At 68.2% G+C, this 16627-nt stretch carries 14 protein-coding genes; 4 read left to right on the top strand and 10 right to left on the bottom strand.

The features are described from left to right. Positions 1–6 precede the first annotated feature (6 nt). Together A5789_RS23890 and A5789_RS23885 are read left to right on the top strand one after the other, a co-directional pair. A complete protein-coding gene (locus tag A5789_RS23890; RefSeq protein ID WP_082940914.1) occupies positions 7–2706 on the top strand; it encodes an MFS transporter in 2700 nt (899 codons plus the stop codon). Between the two features lie 73 nt (positions 2707–2779). Further along, entirely contained in the window at positions 2780–3601 is an 822-nt protein-coding gene (locus tag A5789_RS23885; protein ID WP_030516045.1) for a YceI family protein, read from the top strand. Positions 3602–3626: 25 nt separating this feature from the next. Here A5789_RS23885 and A5789_RS23880 read toward each other — a convergent pair whose 3' ends face one another. Then, positions 3627–3959: a hypothetical protein gene (locus tag A5789_RS23880; RefSeq protein ID WP_063012126.1), complete on the bottom strand. Its 333-nt coding sequence runs from the start codon at positions 3957–3959 to the stop codon at positions 3627–3629. A 206-nt stretch (positions 3960–4165) separates the two neighbouring features. Then, positions 4166–5338 (bottom strand): CdaR family transcriptional regulator, encoded by a 1173-nt coding sequence (locus tag A5789_RS23875; RefSeq protein WP_227462664.1) that lies wholly within the window; start codon positions 5336–5338, stop codon positions 4166–4168. 250 nt (positions 5339–5588) lie between these two features. Between A5789_RS23875 and A5789_RS23870 the strand changes: the two genes are divergently transcribed. Continuing rightward, positions 5589–7133 carry a long-chain-fatty-acid--CoA ligase gene (locus A5789_RS23870; RefSeq protein WP_063012122.1) on the top strand — a complete coding sequence of 515 codons (1545 nt, stop codon included), beginning with the start codon at positions 5589–5591 and terminating at the stop codon, positions 7131–7133. A 5-nt stretch (positions 7134–7138) separates the two neighbouring features. Here A5789_RS23870 and A5789_RS23865 read toward each other — a convergent pair whose 3' ends face one another. The 8 genes from A5789_RS23865 to A5789_RS23830 form a co-directional block, all read right to left on the bottom strand. After that, the gene (locus tag A5789_RS23865; protein ID WP_064903072.1) at positions 7139–7684 is read right to left on the bottom strand and encodes a TerD family protein; all 546 of its coding nucleotides are present in this window, start codon (positions 7682–7684) and stop codon (positions 7139–7141) included. A gap of 145 nt (positions 7685–7829) precedes the next feature. Further along, on the bottom strand, positions 7830–9893 hold the full coding sequence (locus A5789_RS23860; protein WP_064903016.1) for a CocE/NonD family hydrolase: 2064 nt from the start codon (positions 9891–9893) through the stop codon (positions 7830–7832). 107 nt (positions 9894–10000) lie between these two features. Further along, the gene (locus A5789_RS23855; protein ID WP_030516039.1) at positions 10001–11230 is read right to left on the bottom strand and encodes a cytochrome P450; all 1230 of its coding nucleotides are present in this window, start codon (positions 11228–11230) and stop codon (positions 10001–10003) included. Beyond that, on the bottom strand, positions 11227–12504 hold the full coding sequence (locus A5789_RS23850; protein WP_064903014.1) for a cytochrome P450: 1278 nt from the start codon (positions 12502–12504) through the stop codon (positions 11227–11229). Before A5789_RS23850 ends, A5789_RS23855 begins: the two co-directional genes overlap by 4 nt. Continuing rightward, the gene (locus tag A5789_RS23845) at positions 12501–13079 is read right to left on the bottom strand and encodes an ATP/GTP-binding protein (protein ID WP_255401793.1); all 579 of its coding nucleotides are present in this window, start codon (positions 13077–13079) and stop codon (positions 12501–12503) included. The genes A5789_RS23850 and A5789_RS23845 overlap by 4 nt, the downstream gene beginning before the upstream one ends. Before the next feature lie 49 nt (positions 13080–13128). Then, a complete protein-coding gene (locus tag A5789_RS23840; protein WP_030516036.1) occupies positions 13129–13494 on the bottom strand; it encodes a DUF742 domain-containing protein in 366 nt (121 codons plus the stop codon). A 10-nt stretch (positions 13495–13504) separates the two neighbouring features. Next, complete coding sequence (locus tag A5789_RS23835) at positions 13505–13912, bottom strand: roadblock/LC7 domain-containing protein (protein WP_036506268.1); 408 nt, start codon at positions 13910–13912, stop codon at positions 13505–13507. Continuing rightward, a complete protein-coding gene (locus tag A5789_RS23830; protein ID WP_064903012.1) occupies positions 13909–15339 on the bottom strand; it encodes a sensor histidine kinase KdpD in 1431 nt (476 codons plus the stop codon). The genes A5789_RS23835 and A5789_RS23830 overlap by 4 nt, the downstream gene beginning before the upstream one ends. A gap of 480 nt (positions 15340–15819) precedes the next feature. Here A5789_RS23830 and A5789_RS23825 point away from each other — a divergent pair, with 480 nt between their 5' ends. Beyond that, on the top strand, positions 15820–16623 hold the full coding sequence (locus A5789_RS23825) for an SDR family oxidoreductase (RefSeq protein ID WP_063012290.1): 804 nt from the start codon (positions 15820–15822) through the stop codon (positions 16621–16623). Positions 16624–16627 lie beyond the last annotated feature (4 nt).

Genomic DNA, 16627 nt, shown 5'->3' with positions numbered 1-16627 from the left:
ATACACATGACGACTTCGACCAGTGAGGCTCCGCCGGCGCAGCCGAACGCTCCGACCGTCGCGCCGCCGGCGGACGTGCGACCGTCTCTGTCGCATCGCCAGATTTTGACTATTTTGTCCGGTTTGTTGCTGGGGATGTTCTTGGCGGCGCTGGATCAGAATATTGTGAGTGTGGCGATTGTCCGGATCGCGAATAGTTTGCATGGTTTCGATCAGCAGGCGTGGGCGACGACGGCGTATTTGATCACGGCGACGATTTCGACGCCGTTGTACGGCAAGTTGGCCGATATTTATGGTCGTAAGCCGTTTTATTTGCTGGCGATCGGTATTTTCGTGGTGGGGTCGGCGGCGTGTACGTTCGCGACGTCGATGTACGAGTTGGCGGCGTTCCGGGCGTTCCAGGGTTTGGGCGCCGGTGGCCTGATGTCGCTGGCCATGACCATCGTGGGCGATATCGTCCCGCCGCGTGAACGGGCCCGCTACCAGGGCTATTTCATGATGGTCTTCGGCACTTCGACCGTGCTCGGCCCGGTGCTCGGCGGTCTGTTCTCCGATTACGACACCCTGTGGGGGATCGACGGCTGGCGCTGGGTGTTCCTGGTGAACGTGCCGATCGGCGTGGTCGCCCTCGCGGTCGTGGCCAAGGTGCTCAATGTCCCGCATCAGCGGCAGAAGTTGAATGTCGACTGGTGGGGTGCGATCGCGCTGGCGATCTGTGTGGTGCCGTTGCTGATCGTGGCCGAACAGGGCCGCACCTGGGGCTGGGGTTCCGGCAATTCGGTGATCTGCTACGCCGTCGGCGCGGTGGGCCTGGTGCTGTTCATCGGGGTGGAGTACCTGATGAAGGACTCCGCGCTGATTCCGCTGCGGCTGTTCAAGAACTCCACTTTCTCGGTGGTGATGATCGGCGGTTTCATCGTCGGTATTGCGATGTTCGGCGCGATCAGCATGGTGCCGCTGTATCTGCAGGTGGTGCGCGGCTATTCGCCGACCGAGGCGGGTCTGCTGATGCTGCCGCTGGTGCTGGGCATCATGATCGGCTCGATGATCTCCGGTCAGGTCGTCAAGCGCACCGGCCGCTACAAGATCCTGCCGGTGGTCGGCACCTTCCTGGTGACCGTGGGCGCGCTGCTCTACGCCCAGTTGCACTTCGACAGTGCGATGTGGCAGGTGCTCGCGATCGGCGCGCTGGTCGGTCTGGGCCTGGGCTGCTGTATGCAGACGTTGATCATCGCGGCGCAGAATGCCGGTCCGCGGTCGGATATGGGTGTATCGACGGCGTCGGCGACATTCTTCCGGCAGGTCGGCGGCACACTGGGTGTCGCGGTCTTCCTGACGATTCTGTTCAATCTGTTGCCGCACAAGATCACCGATGCCTTCGGCGGTCACCTGCCGCCCGGACTGGACGCCGGCAAGCTGAACCAGTTGCAGGCCAACACCGCCGGAATCGGCGCGCTGCCGCAGCAGATCAAGGACCCGATCCTGATCGGATTCACCAACTCGATGCACGGCGTCTTCTACACCGCGGCGGGCGTGGCCCTGCTGGCCTGCATCGTCATGATGTTCATGAAAGAGATTCCGCTGCAGGATGCTTCGGCGCCCGCCCCGGCGCCGAAGGATCCGGTCGAGACGGCCGAAGCCGAATGGGCCGAGAACCAGGTGTGGGAAGGTGCCGCCCAGGCGCTCTCCGAGCCCGAACCGGTTCTCGCCGCCGCGGCGGCGGGTCGGCACGCCGCGGCCAACGGGCACGAATCACATCGAATTGCGGAGGTTTCGGCGATGACAAACACTCCTGTCGTCAACTCCCACGGCAGCGGCCACGCCATCGGCGGGCAGGTGCAGCGGGCCGACGGCCGACCGGTCGCGGGCGCCGCGCTGACACTGATCGACCAACGCGGACACCAGGTTTCGCGTTCGACCGGCGACAGCGGCGGTCGCTACTCGATCGAGCCGCCCGGCGCGGGCAACTATGTGCTGATCGTCTCCGCGAACGGTCACCAGCCCGCCGCGGTCAATGTCACCGCCGACGGCCGCACTCAGCGCCTCGACCTGACCCTGCAGGGTTCGGGCGAGCTGTCGGGCACGGTCCGGACCACTGTGACGGGTCAGCCGCTGGCCGGTGCGACCGTCACCCTCACCGATCTGCGTGGTGAAGTGGTGGGCGCGGCCGTCACCGACGAGTCCGGCAACTACCTCTGCCACGGTGTGGTCTCGGGGACCTACACCCTGGTCGCGGTGGCCGAACACATGCGCCCGAGCGCGACCGCGCTGGTCGTGCCCGACAGTGGCCTGCTGCATCACGACATCGAGCTCTCGCCGATGGCAGTGCTGACCGGAACCGTGCTCGCCGACGGCGGTGCGGTGCCGGACGCGGAGGTCACGGTGCTGGATCGCTCCGGAACCCCGATCGGGACCACTCGCACCGACGAGAACGGGCAGTATGTACTGACCGACCTCAGCGAGGGTGAGTACACGGTGGTCGCGCGCGGATATCCGCCGGTGACCAGCCGGGTCGCCGTCGGCGGCGGCGAGGTCGAGCACGATGTCCGGCTGGGTTACGACGACGGTGACGAGGGCGAGCGCCCGGCCGCCGGGCCCGCCGGAGTCGCCGGCACCAACGGTGCCGCGACGAACGGAGAACGGAACGGGGTCCGGCACAATGGTGTCGAGCCCAGTGGTGTCGATCAGAACACGGAGCTGTCATGAGCGAGCTTGCGAGCGAATCAATGTCACAGGGCGCCCCGCGCATGCCGGAGCCGAGCGTCAGCGAGGCGCAGGCATGAGCGGTTTGACCGCACAGGTTCGCAATTCCGATGGCTGGCCGGTGCCGGGTGCGCTGCTGACCGTGACCGATCTGAACGGTCGTCAGCTCGCCCGTGCGGTGGCCGACGAAACCGGGGCCGCGGCGACCGAGCCGCTGCCCGCCGGTATGCACACCGCGGTGGTGACCGCCCCCGGTTATCAGCCGGTGGCGCAGATCGCGCGGATATCGGCTTCCGGCAGCGGGCAATTGGGTGCGGTGGCGTTGCAGTCGGAGGCGAACTCCCTCGGCACGCCGGCACCCGGCCCGTGGACCATCGACCCGGTGCATTCCACGGTCGTGGCCACCGCCCGCCACCTCGGTATCGCGAGTATCAAGGCGCGGTTCGCCGAGGTCGGCGGCCGGCTGGACGTGGCCCGGAACTTCGAGCAGACAACGGGTTTCGCCGAGATCAAGGCGGCCAGCATCGACACCGGAATCGGGATGCGCGACGACCATCTGCGCTCGGCCGACTTCCTCGATGTCGAGAGCTACCCGCTGATCGGATTCACCGGAACCGGATTGCGGCGCACCGGCGCCGACACCTGGGTGATGCCCGGTGAACTGGAGTTGCACGGTCAGCGCCGCCCGGTGGAGCTGGACCTGACCTACGGCGGGTCGGGACCCGACCCGTGGGGCGGGGTCCGCGCCGCATTCCATGCCGAGACCCATTTGCACCGCAACGATTTCGCGATCGACTACAACGCCGTCGTGCGCGCCGGTGTGGCCGCGGTGGGCACCACCGTGAAGATCGAGCTGGATATCGAACTGGTGCAGGGAGATTCGCTACCGCAGATGTAGCGGCGGGCCGGGCCGGTGCGACCGGTCAGCTCGCGTGGCGTTCCGGGACGACCCAGATGCGCTGCACCGCAGGGAATTCCGTGGTGTCGGCGCTGGGGTCGACCTCGACGTCCGCATCGAACTCCGGATACCAATGTGTCATGCCCGCAAGGGAATCCGCCGCATCGGGGATGTCGAGTTGCAGCTCGATGGTGTCGGTGAACGGGTCGATCACCGCGGCGTGACGGGCCGGTTCCGGCGCGGCGTGGCGCGGGCGAAACCGTAGTCGATCGATGAAGTCATCGACGGAGGTGTATCCGGCCTCGTAGATCTCGGCCAGCAATCGTTCGGCGGGCGACGGGGCGTGGAATCCGCGCATACTGTCCCTCGATTTATCGATGTTTCACACTACGGTGTTGTTCAGGGGCGATGGGGGCTGTCGGGGACGCAGCCCCCACCTGACCTGATGTTGCGACAGCGGGACACTGTGGGCATGGCGACCCGCTCTGCAAGCCCCGAGCTATCGAGGCAGTCAGAGCCTAAGCCACCCCGGAGCAACCGCACGGCATTTCGGGGGAAACTTCACTAATTCGCAGACGCGAAATTCGTTGCGCCAGGCCGTACCAGACGGTCGTATTGAATCGCCCACCACACCTGCGCACCCGTGTGCGCCCGGCGCAGATCGCACCCGGTCAGCTCCTCGAAACGGCCGATGCGATAGCGGACCGTATTGGGATGCACGATCAGTCGCTGTGCGGTCGCCTCGATGCGCATGCCGGTATCGAGATACGCCGTCACGGTGTCGATCAGCGTCGCGGCCGAGCCGCCGCTGCCCAGCGGCGCGAGATAGCGACGCACGAGTTCGGCGCCGAGTTCGGGATCGGCGGCGACGCCCGGAAGCAGGCCGAGACTGTCGAATTCACAGGTCCCGGTATGGCCGAGCGCGGCCGCCGTGGCCAGGGCGCGGCCCGCCAGCCGAAACGACCGCGGGGCCTCGGCGAGCGGGCGCGGTGGTCCGAACGCCAGCAGTGCCGCTCCCGGAATGTGGATCGTGCGATCGGTGAACCCGGCATAGTCGCCGTCGATCACGGTGCGGAAGGCGTAATCCGCGCCCTGGGGTCGCAGCAGACGGTCGAATTCGGTCGGCGGCGCCGCGTCGGCGCGGGCGCGGAAGGCGCGATAGTCGGCGTCGGCGCGCAGGCCGTAGCGCTGAATGCCCAATGTCAGCTCGGTGGCCGAAATCGTGCCCGCCAGCACGGCCCGCGTGAATTCCGCGCGCTGGATGCGGTCGTGACCGGACCGGGTGCGCTCGACCTCGTGGTGGGCGTCGGAGAACGAGGCCGTCGCATCGTCGACCAATTCGAGCAGATCACGGGTGATCTCGAACAGCACCGCGTCGTCGGCGCCACATTCGGCCGCCACCGCGCTCAGCGTCTCCAGATGCAGGCGTTCGGCCAGGCGCCAGGCGCGTAGCAGCGCCTCCATGGACACCGCCTGCGTGGCGCGGATCCGGCCGTAATCGGTCAGCCGGGTGCCTTCGGACGATTCGACATCGGCCGTACCGGCGAGGGAGGCGAACAGCCGGTCCATGATCGCCATCGTCGTCGGCAGCAGATCGGCCGCATCGATCGTGCGGTAATCCGGAATCTCGGCGCGGGCCCGGTCGACGATGCGGGCGGCGAGGGCGTCGCGCTCGGCCCGCATCCGCGCCAGCAAGCGTTGCCGCGGGGCACTCGAGGACTCGGACGACTCAGTCATGACAGGCCCGAGAATACGACGCGACTTTGGAGAAACCAACAAATCCCAGCCCCCGAACTTCGACGCGAAATCCATGGCTGCCCAGCCTGTGGCGTACGACACTCATCGGAGTTCCTCCGTGGGGCTCGGCCGCCTCGATTTTGGACTGACGGAGCGAGGGAGCGCAGCGACTGAGCGGAGGAGGGAAAAATCGAGGCCAAGAGGCCGAGACCCCGCCGGAGCGAAGCGAAGGCAGAAAGCAGAGACGCGCATGTATCTCACTCAGGGCCTGCACCGGGCCGTTCAGCAGAACCCCGACGGGGTCATGTCGATCTGCGGCGATCGTGTTCGCACCTTCGCCGAGGGCGCCGACCGGGTCGCGCGGCTCGCCGCGGCGTTGCGGCAGCTGGGTGTGGGCGAGGGTGATCGGGTCGCGATTCTGGCGCTCAACAGTGATCGGTATCTGGAGTACGTGCTGGCCGTGCCGTGGGCCGGGGCAGCGCTCAATCCGGTCAACATTCGCTGGAGTCCGGCGGAAATCGCTTATTCGCTGGAGGATTCCGAGACGGCGGTCCTGCTGGTCGACGACACCTTCGCCGCGATGGTGCCCGCGCTGCGGGCGGCCGCGCCGGTGCTGCGCGCCGTGATCCACTGCGGTGACGGTCCCGCGCCCGACGGCATGCTGTCGTACGAGGAACTGATCGCGGGCGCGGACCCCGTCGAGGATGTTCGCCGCGGCGGTGACGCACCGGCCGGAATCTTCTATACCGGCGGGACCACCGGTCACCCCAAGGGTGTGGTGCTCAGCCACGCCGGACTGCAGATCTCGGGGCTGGGCAGTCTGTCCACCGGATATCTGGCGCAACCCGGCGCTCGCTATCTGCACGCCGCCCCGATGTTCCACCTCGCCGATCTGGCCGGCTGTGTCACCCAGATCATGATGGGTGGCGCCCAGGTGATGGTTCCGGCCTTCGATCCGGTCGCGGTGATGAAAGCGATTGCCGATCACCAGGTTACGGATACGCTGCTGGTACCGGTGATGATCCAGATGATCGTCGACCACCCGCGGGTGCGCGACTTCGATCTGTCCAGTGTGCGCGGCATCGTCTACGGGGCCTCGCCGATCGCGCAGGCCGTGCTCGAGCGTGCCATGCGGGCGTTCCCGCAGGCGCGCTTCGCCCAGGCCTACGGAATGACCGAATTGTCGCCCGTGGCAACACTTCTCGGCCCCGAGGACCACCTGGCCGGCCGATTGCGTTCGGCGGGCCGCGCGGCCCCGCATGCCGAGGTGCGCGTCGCCGATGCCGAGGACAACGAGGTGCCGCGCGGCACGGTCGGCGAGATCCTGGTCCGCGGCGGGCATGTCATGCTCGGTTACTGGAACCGGCCCGAGGAGACCGCGGCGGCGCTGCGGGGCGGTTGGATGCACACCGGCGACGGCGGCTACATGGACGACGAGGGGTACGTCTACATCGTCGACCGGATGAAGGACATGATCGTCAGCGGTGGCGAGAACGTGTACTCCGCCGAGGTGGAGAACGCCGTATCAGGACATCCGTCGGTGGCCGCGTGTGCGGTGATCGGTGTCCCGGACGAGGAATGGGGCGAGCGGGTGCACGCGGTGATCGTGTGCCATCCCGGCGCCACGGTCACGGTCGAGGAGATCCGCGACCACGCCAAGCAATCGATCGCCGGCTACAAGACCCCGCGCACCATCGAGCTGGTCGACGCCCTGCCGGTCTCCGGTGCGGGCAAGATCCTCAAACGCGAACTGCGCAAACAGTATTGGGGCGATTCGGAGCGACAGGTCCACTGAGCGCGTCAGCGCAGCAGGCCGGCGAGGTGGGGTAGCGCTTCGACGGGATGTGCGGCGGCGATTCCGGCGGCGATCTCGCGGAATTCCCAGCCGTGGCGCCCGCGGCGGAAAACTCCCACCACCATGCCGGTATCGCCGCCCGCGCCGAGGTCGCGATCGGCGAGCACGGTGCCGTCACCGGCGGTGACGCGGCAGCGCGCGTTCTCGACCTCGGCGAAGGTCTGGCCGCTGTAGCAGGTGACGACCACGACGACGCCGGTGATCTCGGGGCGCACCCGGGTCAGGTCGAGGGTGATGATCTCGTCGTCGCCCTCGTCCTCGCCGTTGACGCTGTCGCCGAGCAGTCGCACCGCACCGTCGGCGGAGATCAGGTGCTGGTGATACACCACCTCCACCGGGTCGTCGCCGGCCAGCAGGACGGCGGCCGCGTTGAGGTCGATCGCGGTGCGGCGGGCGCCGAACCAGCGCCGGCCGCGGGCGGGGTCCCAACCCAGGCCCACGGTCGCGAATTCCACCGGACCCGCAGCGCCCTGTGGTTGTTCTCCGGACATCAGCCGCACCTCCCCCGCCGAGCGGTGCGACGTCGGTGCGCACCGGCTTCTCGCGGTCATTATCGACCGTCGACTGCGCGACGTTAACCGGCGGGCGGTACCGAAACTCGGGTGCGGCGCGAAAACTGTTCGGACACTGGGTAATTCAGCCGATGGGCCGATCGGTGGGCAGATTGACGTAACTCGGTGCGTTCGGATCCAGGCGCAGATGCTGGGGCTTGAGCTCGGAATCGTTGAGCATCGGGCGGAACGGCATGGCCTTGGGCGCATTGGCCGCGAACAGGTCGATCCGCAGCCGATGCCCGATCTGCAGCCGAGCCTGGGTCGGGATCACCGCGATGTCGAGGCCCACGGGTTCACCGGGTGTCACCGGCTGCCGCGCCGCGGCGGTGAGCAGATGGAACGGAATCGTGTAGTCGCCGTTGGCGGATCGGCTGCTGCGGGCATCGTCGACGGCGCGCATGGAGACGGTGAGCTGTCCGGTGGTCAGTGCGGTGGAGGTGCCGTCGGGCGCGACGTCGTTGACGGTGGCGCTCCAGAATCCGTCGGTGGCGTCCTGCACGGTCTCGAGGTGGATGTCGATGGGCCCGGAGATGGCGGTCGGCGCGGAGACCGGGGCGCTGGTGAAGGTCAGCGCGTCGTGTTCGGCGACCCGGGAGTCCTTGGCGCAGGCATCGAGCATCGCCGCGGAACCGGCCGAACCTTGGGCCGCGTCCCGGGAGCAGAGGGTCGCCAGTCCCGGCGCCACGGTGAGTGTGGCGACCTCGGCCGGCGGCTGTGCGCTCAACGACCCGTCGTGCACCGCCGCATCGGTGGTGCCGCTGGGCCCGGCGGTCAGGTAGACCCGGCGGTGGTCGGCTCCAGGCTGCGGATACTGCGGCAGCGTCACCCAGCCGCCGCCCTGCTCCTTCAGCACGATGGGGCCGTAGCTGTCGATACCGTTGTCGATGTCCTTGAGCCACTTGTCGAACCACGCTCGCTGCAACACCTCGAGCCGCGGCGGGGCGCCGGGTACGCCGGTGCCGGCACCGGGATTGGCGTGATAGGTGTCGCCGACCACGAGTTGTTTCCGCCCGGCCGGCAGCGGGATGGCCTGGTAGATCTTGGTGGCGCTGTTGGCGAAGATGTCGTGCCAGCCGCCGTAGACGAAGGTGGGCACGGTAACTCGTTCCGGATGTCCGGTGAGGGCCTGGCGGAAATCGCTACCGGAGTCCAGTGCGTCCGAGAGGGCGGGCGGCATATCGTCCATCGACGGCGTCAACAGGGCCTGAGCGAGTAGGTCCACATTGGTGGCCGGATCCGCCACCCGGGCGCTGAGCCATTTCCAGTCGAAGGTTCCGTTGAGGATCGCCTTCAGATCGGGGATCAGCTTGAGCTGATTGACCGTTTGGAGCCACATCGGCAGGAAGGTGGTGCCGACGCCGCCGCCCGGCGCCACCACGTCACGCATGAGATCGCTGCCGGGCACCACCGGGAAGATGGCGCGCAGCGCCGCCGGGGCGTCCTCCGCCGCTCGCAGTTGATTGATGGCCGCGTACGAGCCGCCGCTCATCGCCACCTTGCCGTTCGAGAACGGTTGTGCCGCAGCCCAATCGATCACCTCGCGGGTATCGAGCTGTTCCCGCGCGCCCAGGGTCTCCCAATTGCCCTGGGACTGTCCGGTGCCGCGCACATCGGCGACCACCAGCGTGTAGCCGCTGCGAATCAGATTGCGGTCCAGGCCGAGGACGGTCGGCACGGTGCCGCCGTCGAGGGCGTGCAGCAGATCGCCGAAGCTGCTGATCGGGGTGCCGGAGAGGTTGATCTGCCGGACCAGGGACATGACCAGGGGCTGCAGTGCGGGATTCTCCACCGCCGAGCCGACCAGATCGGTCATCAGCTTGGTGTAGGGCGTGAGATTGACGATGGTCGGCAGCGGCTGGGCGACCACCGCGCCGGAGGCGTCGACCGGCCGGTACACGTCGGCCTTCAGCACGATCCCGTCGCTCATCCGGATCGGCACATCGGAGTCCAGATGGACGTCCGGATATTGCTGAGGGCCGTCGTGCACGGCGGTCCACTGGTCCTCGCGGCCGACGAGGCCGGGGGCGGCGGAGTGCGGTAGGCCACCGAAGAGGGCGGTGGCGGTCGCGGAAATCCCCACTGCCGCAACGGCAATCAGGGTTCGGACGGGCACGACGGGTTTGCGCGATCGCAGCTGCCCGAACATCACGCCCCTTCTCGGTTGAGTTTTCGCGCACGACTGGGCCGGTCATCGACGATAGCAATCCGCTACCGAAAATTTCGGTAGCGCGGCCCTGGTGTCGCGCGCGGAACTCAGTCGCCGAGCCGGACCGGGAACTGGGCCAAATCGTTCTGCGTCAGCACGGGAAGGTTGTGAATCTCCTCCACCGGTACGGCCAACGACAGCTGCGGGAACCGTTCGAACAGCGCGGGCAGTGCGATCGACGCTTCCAGCCGGGCGAGCGCGGCACCCGGGCAGATGTGCGGTCCGTGACCGAAACTGATGTGGCGCTTGGCCGTCGGCCGGGTGATGTCGAATGCGTCGGCGTCGGCGCCGTGCACCGTGGTGTCGCGGCCGATGGCCCGATACGACATCACCACCCCCTCGCCGCGTTCGATGACGGTGTCGCCGACGGTGATGTCCTCGGTCGCGAACCGCATGAGCAGATGTGTCACCGGGCCGTCCCAGCGCAGCGTCTCCTCGATCGCTGTCTCCCAATCGATCTGCCCCGAGCGCACCAGCTCGAACTGCTCCGGATGGGTGAGCAGGGCGCGCACGGTGGTGAGGATCAACGACACCGTGGTCTCGTGCCCGGCGGCGACCAGCGCCTGCAGATTGCCGACCACCTCGGCCTCGCTGAGCGGTTCGCCACCGTCGGTGGCCAGAATCAGCGCGCTGGTCAGGTCGTCGGCCGGGTCGGCGGACTTCTTGCGCACCATCTCGGTGAAATACTCGCCCATCCGCTCGATCACCGCGAGCCGCTCGTCCTGCGGGGTCAGCAGGGAGAAGAACGCCTTGTACCAGTCGAGCAGCATCGGATGATCGGCGTGGTCGACGCCCATGAGCTCGCTGATCACGCGCATCGGCAGCGGATAGGCGAAGACCGATTTCAGGTCGGCCGTGCCGTCGCCGGCGGCGGCCAGATCGTCCAGCAGTGCGGCGACGGTCGATTCGATGAACGGGCGCAGGGAGGTCAGGCGGCGCGCGGTCAGCGCCTGGGTGGTCTTGATGCGCAGGCGGCGGTGCTCGGGGCCGTCGACGGTGAACATCGAGACCCCGACGTCGATCATGCCGATCAGCGGCCACTGCCGGGTGACCACGCCGTCGCGCCACAGCGACCAGGAGTTGATGTCCTTGACCAGCCGCGGGTCGATGAGCAACTGCCGGGCCAGGGTGTGGCCGGTGACGGTCCAGGCCGGCACCCCCAGCAGTTCGATCCGGGTCAGCTGTCCGGCATCGCGTAATCGGGCGGTCTCACCGCCGAGGTCGCCGACCATCGGATCGATCACGAGCGGTGCGGCATGCGGGCAACTGGCATTCACGGGGTACCTCCCACGGTACGAACGGGTGTGAAGGTGACCGGCAGCGACGTCATTCCGCGCAGGAACGGCGACGGCCGGCGAGTCAGTTCGGTGGCGGCGACGGCGAGGTCGAGATCCGGCAGCCGATCCAGCAGCACTTCGATCCCGGTGCGCGCGATGATCTCCGCGATCTGCTGGGCCGGGAAGGGGCAGCGGTATTCGCCGTAACTGAACGCGAAATGCGCGCTGTTGCCGCTGTGCGCGGGTGCGAGGGAATCGGAAAGATCTTGGCGCACATGCGGATCGGCGTTCGCGCCCGCTAGGCCGAGCAGCAGCATATCGCCGCGCCGGATGGTCTTGCCGGCCAGCCGGGTGTCGCGCGAGGCCCAGCGCCCGGCCAGGATCTGGGTGGGGGTGTCCTCCCACAGCACCTCGTTCATCGCCTGCCCGATGCTGTGGCGGCCACCGCCGAGGGCGGCCGCGAAGCGATCGTCGGTGAGCATCAGCCGCACCGAATTTCCGAGCCAGTCGCTGGTCGGCAGCTGGCCCGCGGCCGTGACGGCCATCAGATCGAGCGCGTATTCCTCGTCGCTGAACCGTTCGGGCGAGTGCAGCATCCGCGAGGTGAGATCGTTGCCCGGGCGCGACTTCTTCATCGCGACGAGTCGCTGCATATGTTCGGCGAATCGGCCGTAGGCCGCCTGCGCCTCGGCGCCACCGTCGGCGAGGGTCTTCATGGTCCAGGCCAGATCCGCACCCTGATCGTCGGGGAATCCGATCACCCAGGCCAGCGCCAGCACCGGCAGTGGTTCGGCGAATTCCGCGATCAGGTCGGCGGTGCCGCGCCCGCAGAAGCGGTCGATCAGCTGATCGGCCAGATCCTCACAGGCCCTGCGCAATCCGAACGGGTCGACCTGTTCGAGCGCGGGCTCGACCATGGCCAGATGCCGCAGATGCTCGGCCCCGGCGGTGAAGTAGATCGACGGCATCGGGCGGCCGACCATCGGCAGCAGCGGCCAGTCCTCGGGGATGTTCGGCCACTGATTCCAGCGCGCCACATCGCGCGGGAACAGTTCCGCATCGCTGGTGACCTGGTGAACTTCGCGATAACCGATCACCAGCCAGGCCGGAATTCCGCCGGGCAGTTCCACCGAGACCACCGGGCCGTGGGCCCGCCGCATCTCCCGGTACAACTCGTGCGGGTCGGTGTGGAAACGCGGGCCGCTCAACGGCATCGGATCGGCGGGCGAGACCGGGCAACCATCGGCGCTGAGACCGGCCTGCGGCGCGTTCATCGGGCCGCTCCCCGGGCGGCGGCCCGCAGGCCGGCGGCGTGCAGATGTTCGACGAGGGCGATCAGCACCCGCTTGCCCGAATCCCGCGAGCGCGCATCGCATTCCACCAGTGGCACGTGCGGATCCAGATCCAGGGCGGCACGCAGTTGAGTGTCGTCGTGGCCGGCAGGCCCGAAGATGTTGCACGCCACCACGAACGGGGTCTGCTGATGTTCGAGCCGGTCGATGGCGTACCAGGAGTCGGTGATCCGGCGCGGGTCGACCAGCACGATCGCGCCCAGCGCGCCGGTGAACAACCGGTCCCACAGAAACCAGAAGCGCTCCTGCCCCGGTGCGCCGAACAGATACAGGACGTGTTCCGCGTCGATGGTGATGCGGCCGAAGTCGAAGGCGACCGTGGTGGTGGATTTGGCCGGTGCGCCGGTGGGATCGTCGATGCCGATGCCCAGCGAGGTCATCGTCGCCTCGGTGTCGAGCGGGCGGATCTCGCTGACCGCGCGGACCATGGTGGTTTTACCGACGCCGAAACCGCCGACGATGACGACCTTGAGCCCGTGCCGGGCGGTGTCGGCCAGCGGCGCCTGGGCCCGGGCCGGACGGTCGCCGAATCCGGTGCGGAGGGGATCAGAGGTTGCGGAGTCCAACGAGCACCTTCTCCAGTATTTCGGTGTCGGGCAGGGCATTCCACGGCTCCCACGCGGGCGCGGAATGCGGGTGGCGCACGGTGATCTTTCCGGCGTCGAGCAGGTCGGCCAGCAACACCATCGTGATGCCGACCGGCAGCCGCAGCTCGGCGGCGATCTCGACCACGGCCGTCGGCGCCCGGCAGATCTCGAGGATCGCGACCTGCTCGGACTGCATCCCCGGGGCCGGCTCCGATTCGGCCACCACGAGTGTCACCAGATCGAAGGCGTCGGTATCGGGGTGGCTGCGGCCGCCGGTGAGGGTGTAGAGCCGGTCCGGGGTGTCGTCGCGGCCCGGCCTGGTCATCGCGCCCGCCTCACGGCCGCGGGCCGCGCGGCGCGGCGGAGAGGTGTTCGCCGAGCTGTTCGACCAGTTCGCTCATGTTGTGGCCGACCAGCCCGGCATCTGCCTCGGCATCGGCGACGACCGCGATGTGGGCGCCCAATCCGGCCTCGACGATGAACAGGATGCCGCCGTAGAACTCCGTCATCGACTGCCGCACGCCACTGCGCCCGTCGCCGAATTCCACCGAGGCGCCGTGCGAGAGGCTCTGGATTCCGGCCGCGATCGCGGCCAGCTGATCGGCCTTGTCCACCGACAGTTCCGGGGTGTGGCAGATCTTGAGACCGTCGCTGGACAGCAGCAGGGCGTGCCGGCTGTGCGGGGTGCGGGCCAGCAGCTGGTCCAGGAGCCAATCCAGGTGCGCCGGTACCGAAGTGGTCATCGATCGTTCTCCAGGGCAATCGAAGGGGAGGGGGAATCCGGGGCCGAGACCGCGCGCTGGAAGGCGCCGAGGGCCGACGGCCGCGTCCGCGGGTAGGCCGAATCCTCGACGGCGGCGCTGCGCAGGCCGTCGGGATGGACTGCGGCGAGAGTGCTGCCGCGGCGGCGCTTCGGTAAGGGTTCGGCCGACCGCTCGGGGTCCGGAACCGCCTGCGTGGCAGAGTGTTTCGCGGCCGCGGTGGTGGCGTCGGCGTCCCGGTCGTCGGTGACGGGCGGTCCGAACGGACTCGCCGGAAGGGCGGCCGGGGTCGCGACCCGCGCGGCGGGCGGCAGTTCGATCGTCGCGGTGGAGCCGGGGGAGCGGTCCAGGCGCGTGGTCAGATCGCGCGGGACCACGACGACGACCGCCGTGCCGCCGATCGCCGACGGGCGATACGACACGGTGAGCGCATGTTTGCGCGCCAGATTGCCGACCACCGCGAGCCCGAGCCGGGTGCCGGTCAGCGAGGACAGATCGGTATCCGCTCCGCGTGCCGTCCGGGTGCCGGACACCGCCTGTTCGGCGCGGCGCAGGGCGGATTCGCTCATCACCAGTCCGCTGTCCTCGATGGTGACGACGACGCCGGCCGGCACTTCGGCGGCGTAGACGTGGACCTCGGTGGTGGGCGGGGAGAAATTGCAGGCGTTGTCGATCAGCTCGGCCAGCGCGTGCATGATGCCCTCGGCGGCATGACCGGCGATCGCGATTTCGGCGACCGCGCGCAGGCGCACCCGGCGGTAGCCCGCGACGCGACCCATGGCGCCGCGCAGAATCGATTCCATCGCAATGGGTTTCGCCCACCGCCGGCCCGAGCGGGCGCCGCTGAGCACCGCGATGCTGTCGGCCAGGCGTCCGGCCTGTGCGGTGCGATGGTCGAGGGTCAGCAGATCGGCCAGCACCGACGGATCGGCGTGCCGATGTTCCATTTCGCGCAGTTCGGCCAGCATCGAGGTGGTCATCGCCTGCATCCGCCCGGCGGCGCCGGCGAACGCCGCCATCGCGGCCACCCGGCGGTTCTCGCTGCCGCCCGCCTCCCGCCCCGCCGCGACCGCGGTATCGTGGGCGGCTGCCAGGCGCGCCTCGCTCTCGGCGACGTAGTTCGCGACCGCACGCTCGGCGCGATCGTTGGCCTCACGATAGCGAATCGCCCGGTCACGGTAGTGACCGGCGAATCCCGACGTCACGGCCAAGGCCAGGCCCACGACCCCGGCGGCGACGGCCGAGGCCACTCGTTCGGTCTCGGGCGCGAACCGGAGCATGGCCAGGCAAGCCGCGGCGCCGACGAAGACACAGATCGTCGCGGGAAGGAGAAAGGCCGGTACTCGTCGCGGTGGCCGGGATGTGGCGGCGCCCCCGGGCGCCTGCTGCGAATTGACTGAATAGGTCACTATCGATACTTCCGGATCCACATCCACATGTGCGGAGATGGCACAGTTCCCCCACCTTCCGCTGTGCACGGCTGACTCGAATGCGCGGACCGCCAGACGATTTCGAAATTCGCGCACGAGCATAACGCCGACCCCGAGGGTGCGCTACCCGAAGTGTTCGCGCCGTCCGGCGGCTTCGAAATGGAAGTTTCACGGCGAGTTTTCGAAATGAAGGAATGTGATGTCGAGTGCCCCGTTTCCGCGAAAACACTGCTCAGCAACCATGTTCGAAAATACTGGCGAATGTGTCGTGCGCGCGAGCGGCACGATCACGAACTGAAAACGTTGCGGCGCACTATCTTTCGGCAATTTAGTGAACAGCGTTCATTTCACCCTGAGCAGTGCTTTTCTTCGCGACACGAGTGTCCGGTGAGCGGGAGTGCGCGCCGCACCGAAACCTGTTTCGGTTACCGTCCGGGCATGGCCGCAGAACCGAACGACATCATCGATCCGCACCGCTACGGGCCGTGGGCCGTCATCGCCGGCGGTTCGGAGGGGGTCGGCGCGGAGTTCGCCGACCGGCTCGCCGCCGCGGGAATCAATATCGTCCTGCTGGCGCGGCGGGAGGGCCCGCTGGCCGAGACCGCCGAACGTGTCGCCGCGCGCGGGGTCCAGGTACGGACCCTGGCGGTCGATCTCACCGCGCCCGACGCACCGGCGCGCGTCGCGTCCGCGACCGCCGACGTGGAGGTCGGCCTGCTCGTCTACAACGCGGGGGCCAACACCCACAGCGCCGAATTCCTCGACGGCGACCTCGACGCGTTCGCCGCCATGAACGCGCTCAATGTCACCGCACCGCTGGCGCTCGTGCACCATTTCGGGCGCGGCATGCGCGAGCGGGGCCGCGGCGGCATCGTGCTGGTCGGCTCGCTCACCGGCTACTGCGGCTCGGCCCGCCACACCGTCTACGGCGGCTCCAAGGCGTATCTGCGGATCTTCGCCGAGAGCCTGTGGCTGGAACTGCGGGATTACAACGTCGACGTGCTGCATCTGGTGCTGGGTGTCACCCGGACACCGGCGATGGCACGTGCGGGATTGAATTTCGACATCCCCGGCATGCTCGTGGCCGAACCGGCCGATGTGGCGCGCGAAGGGCTCGAGCAGTTGGCCAACGGACCGGTGTTCGTCGCGGGCGGCAATGCCGAAACGGCGGCGCGCAGCAGCGGTCCGGATCGGGCGGCGATCGTGCTGGGCGGGCATCGCCGGATGCAGAAGTTGATCGGCGCCGAACCGGATCCGCGATGACCGG

It is taken from the genome of Nocardia sp. 852002-51101_SCH5132738 (assembly GCF_001665695.1).
In the GTDB taxonomy this organism is placed as follows: Bacteria; Actinomycetota; Actinomycetes; order Mycobacteriales; family Mycobacteriaceae; genus Nocardia; species Nocardia nova.
Note: the sequence above shows the minus strand (reverse complement) of the source record. Positions and strands in the feature narration are given on the sequence as shown.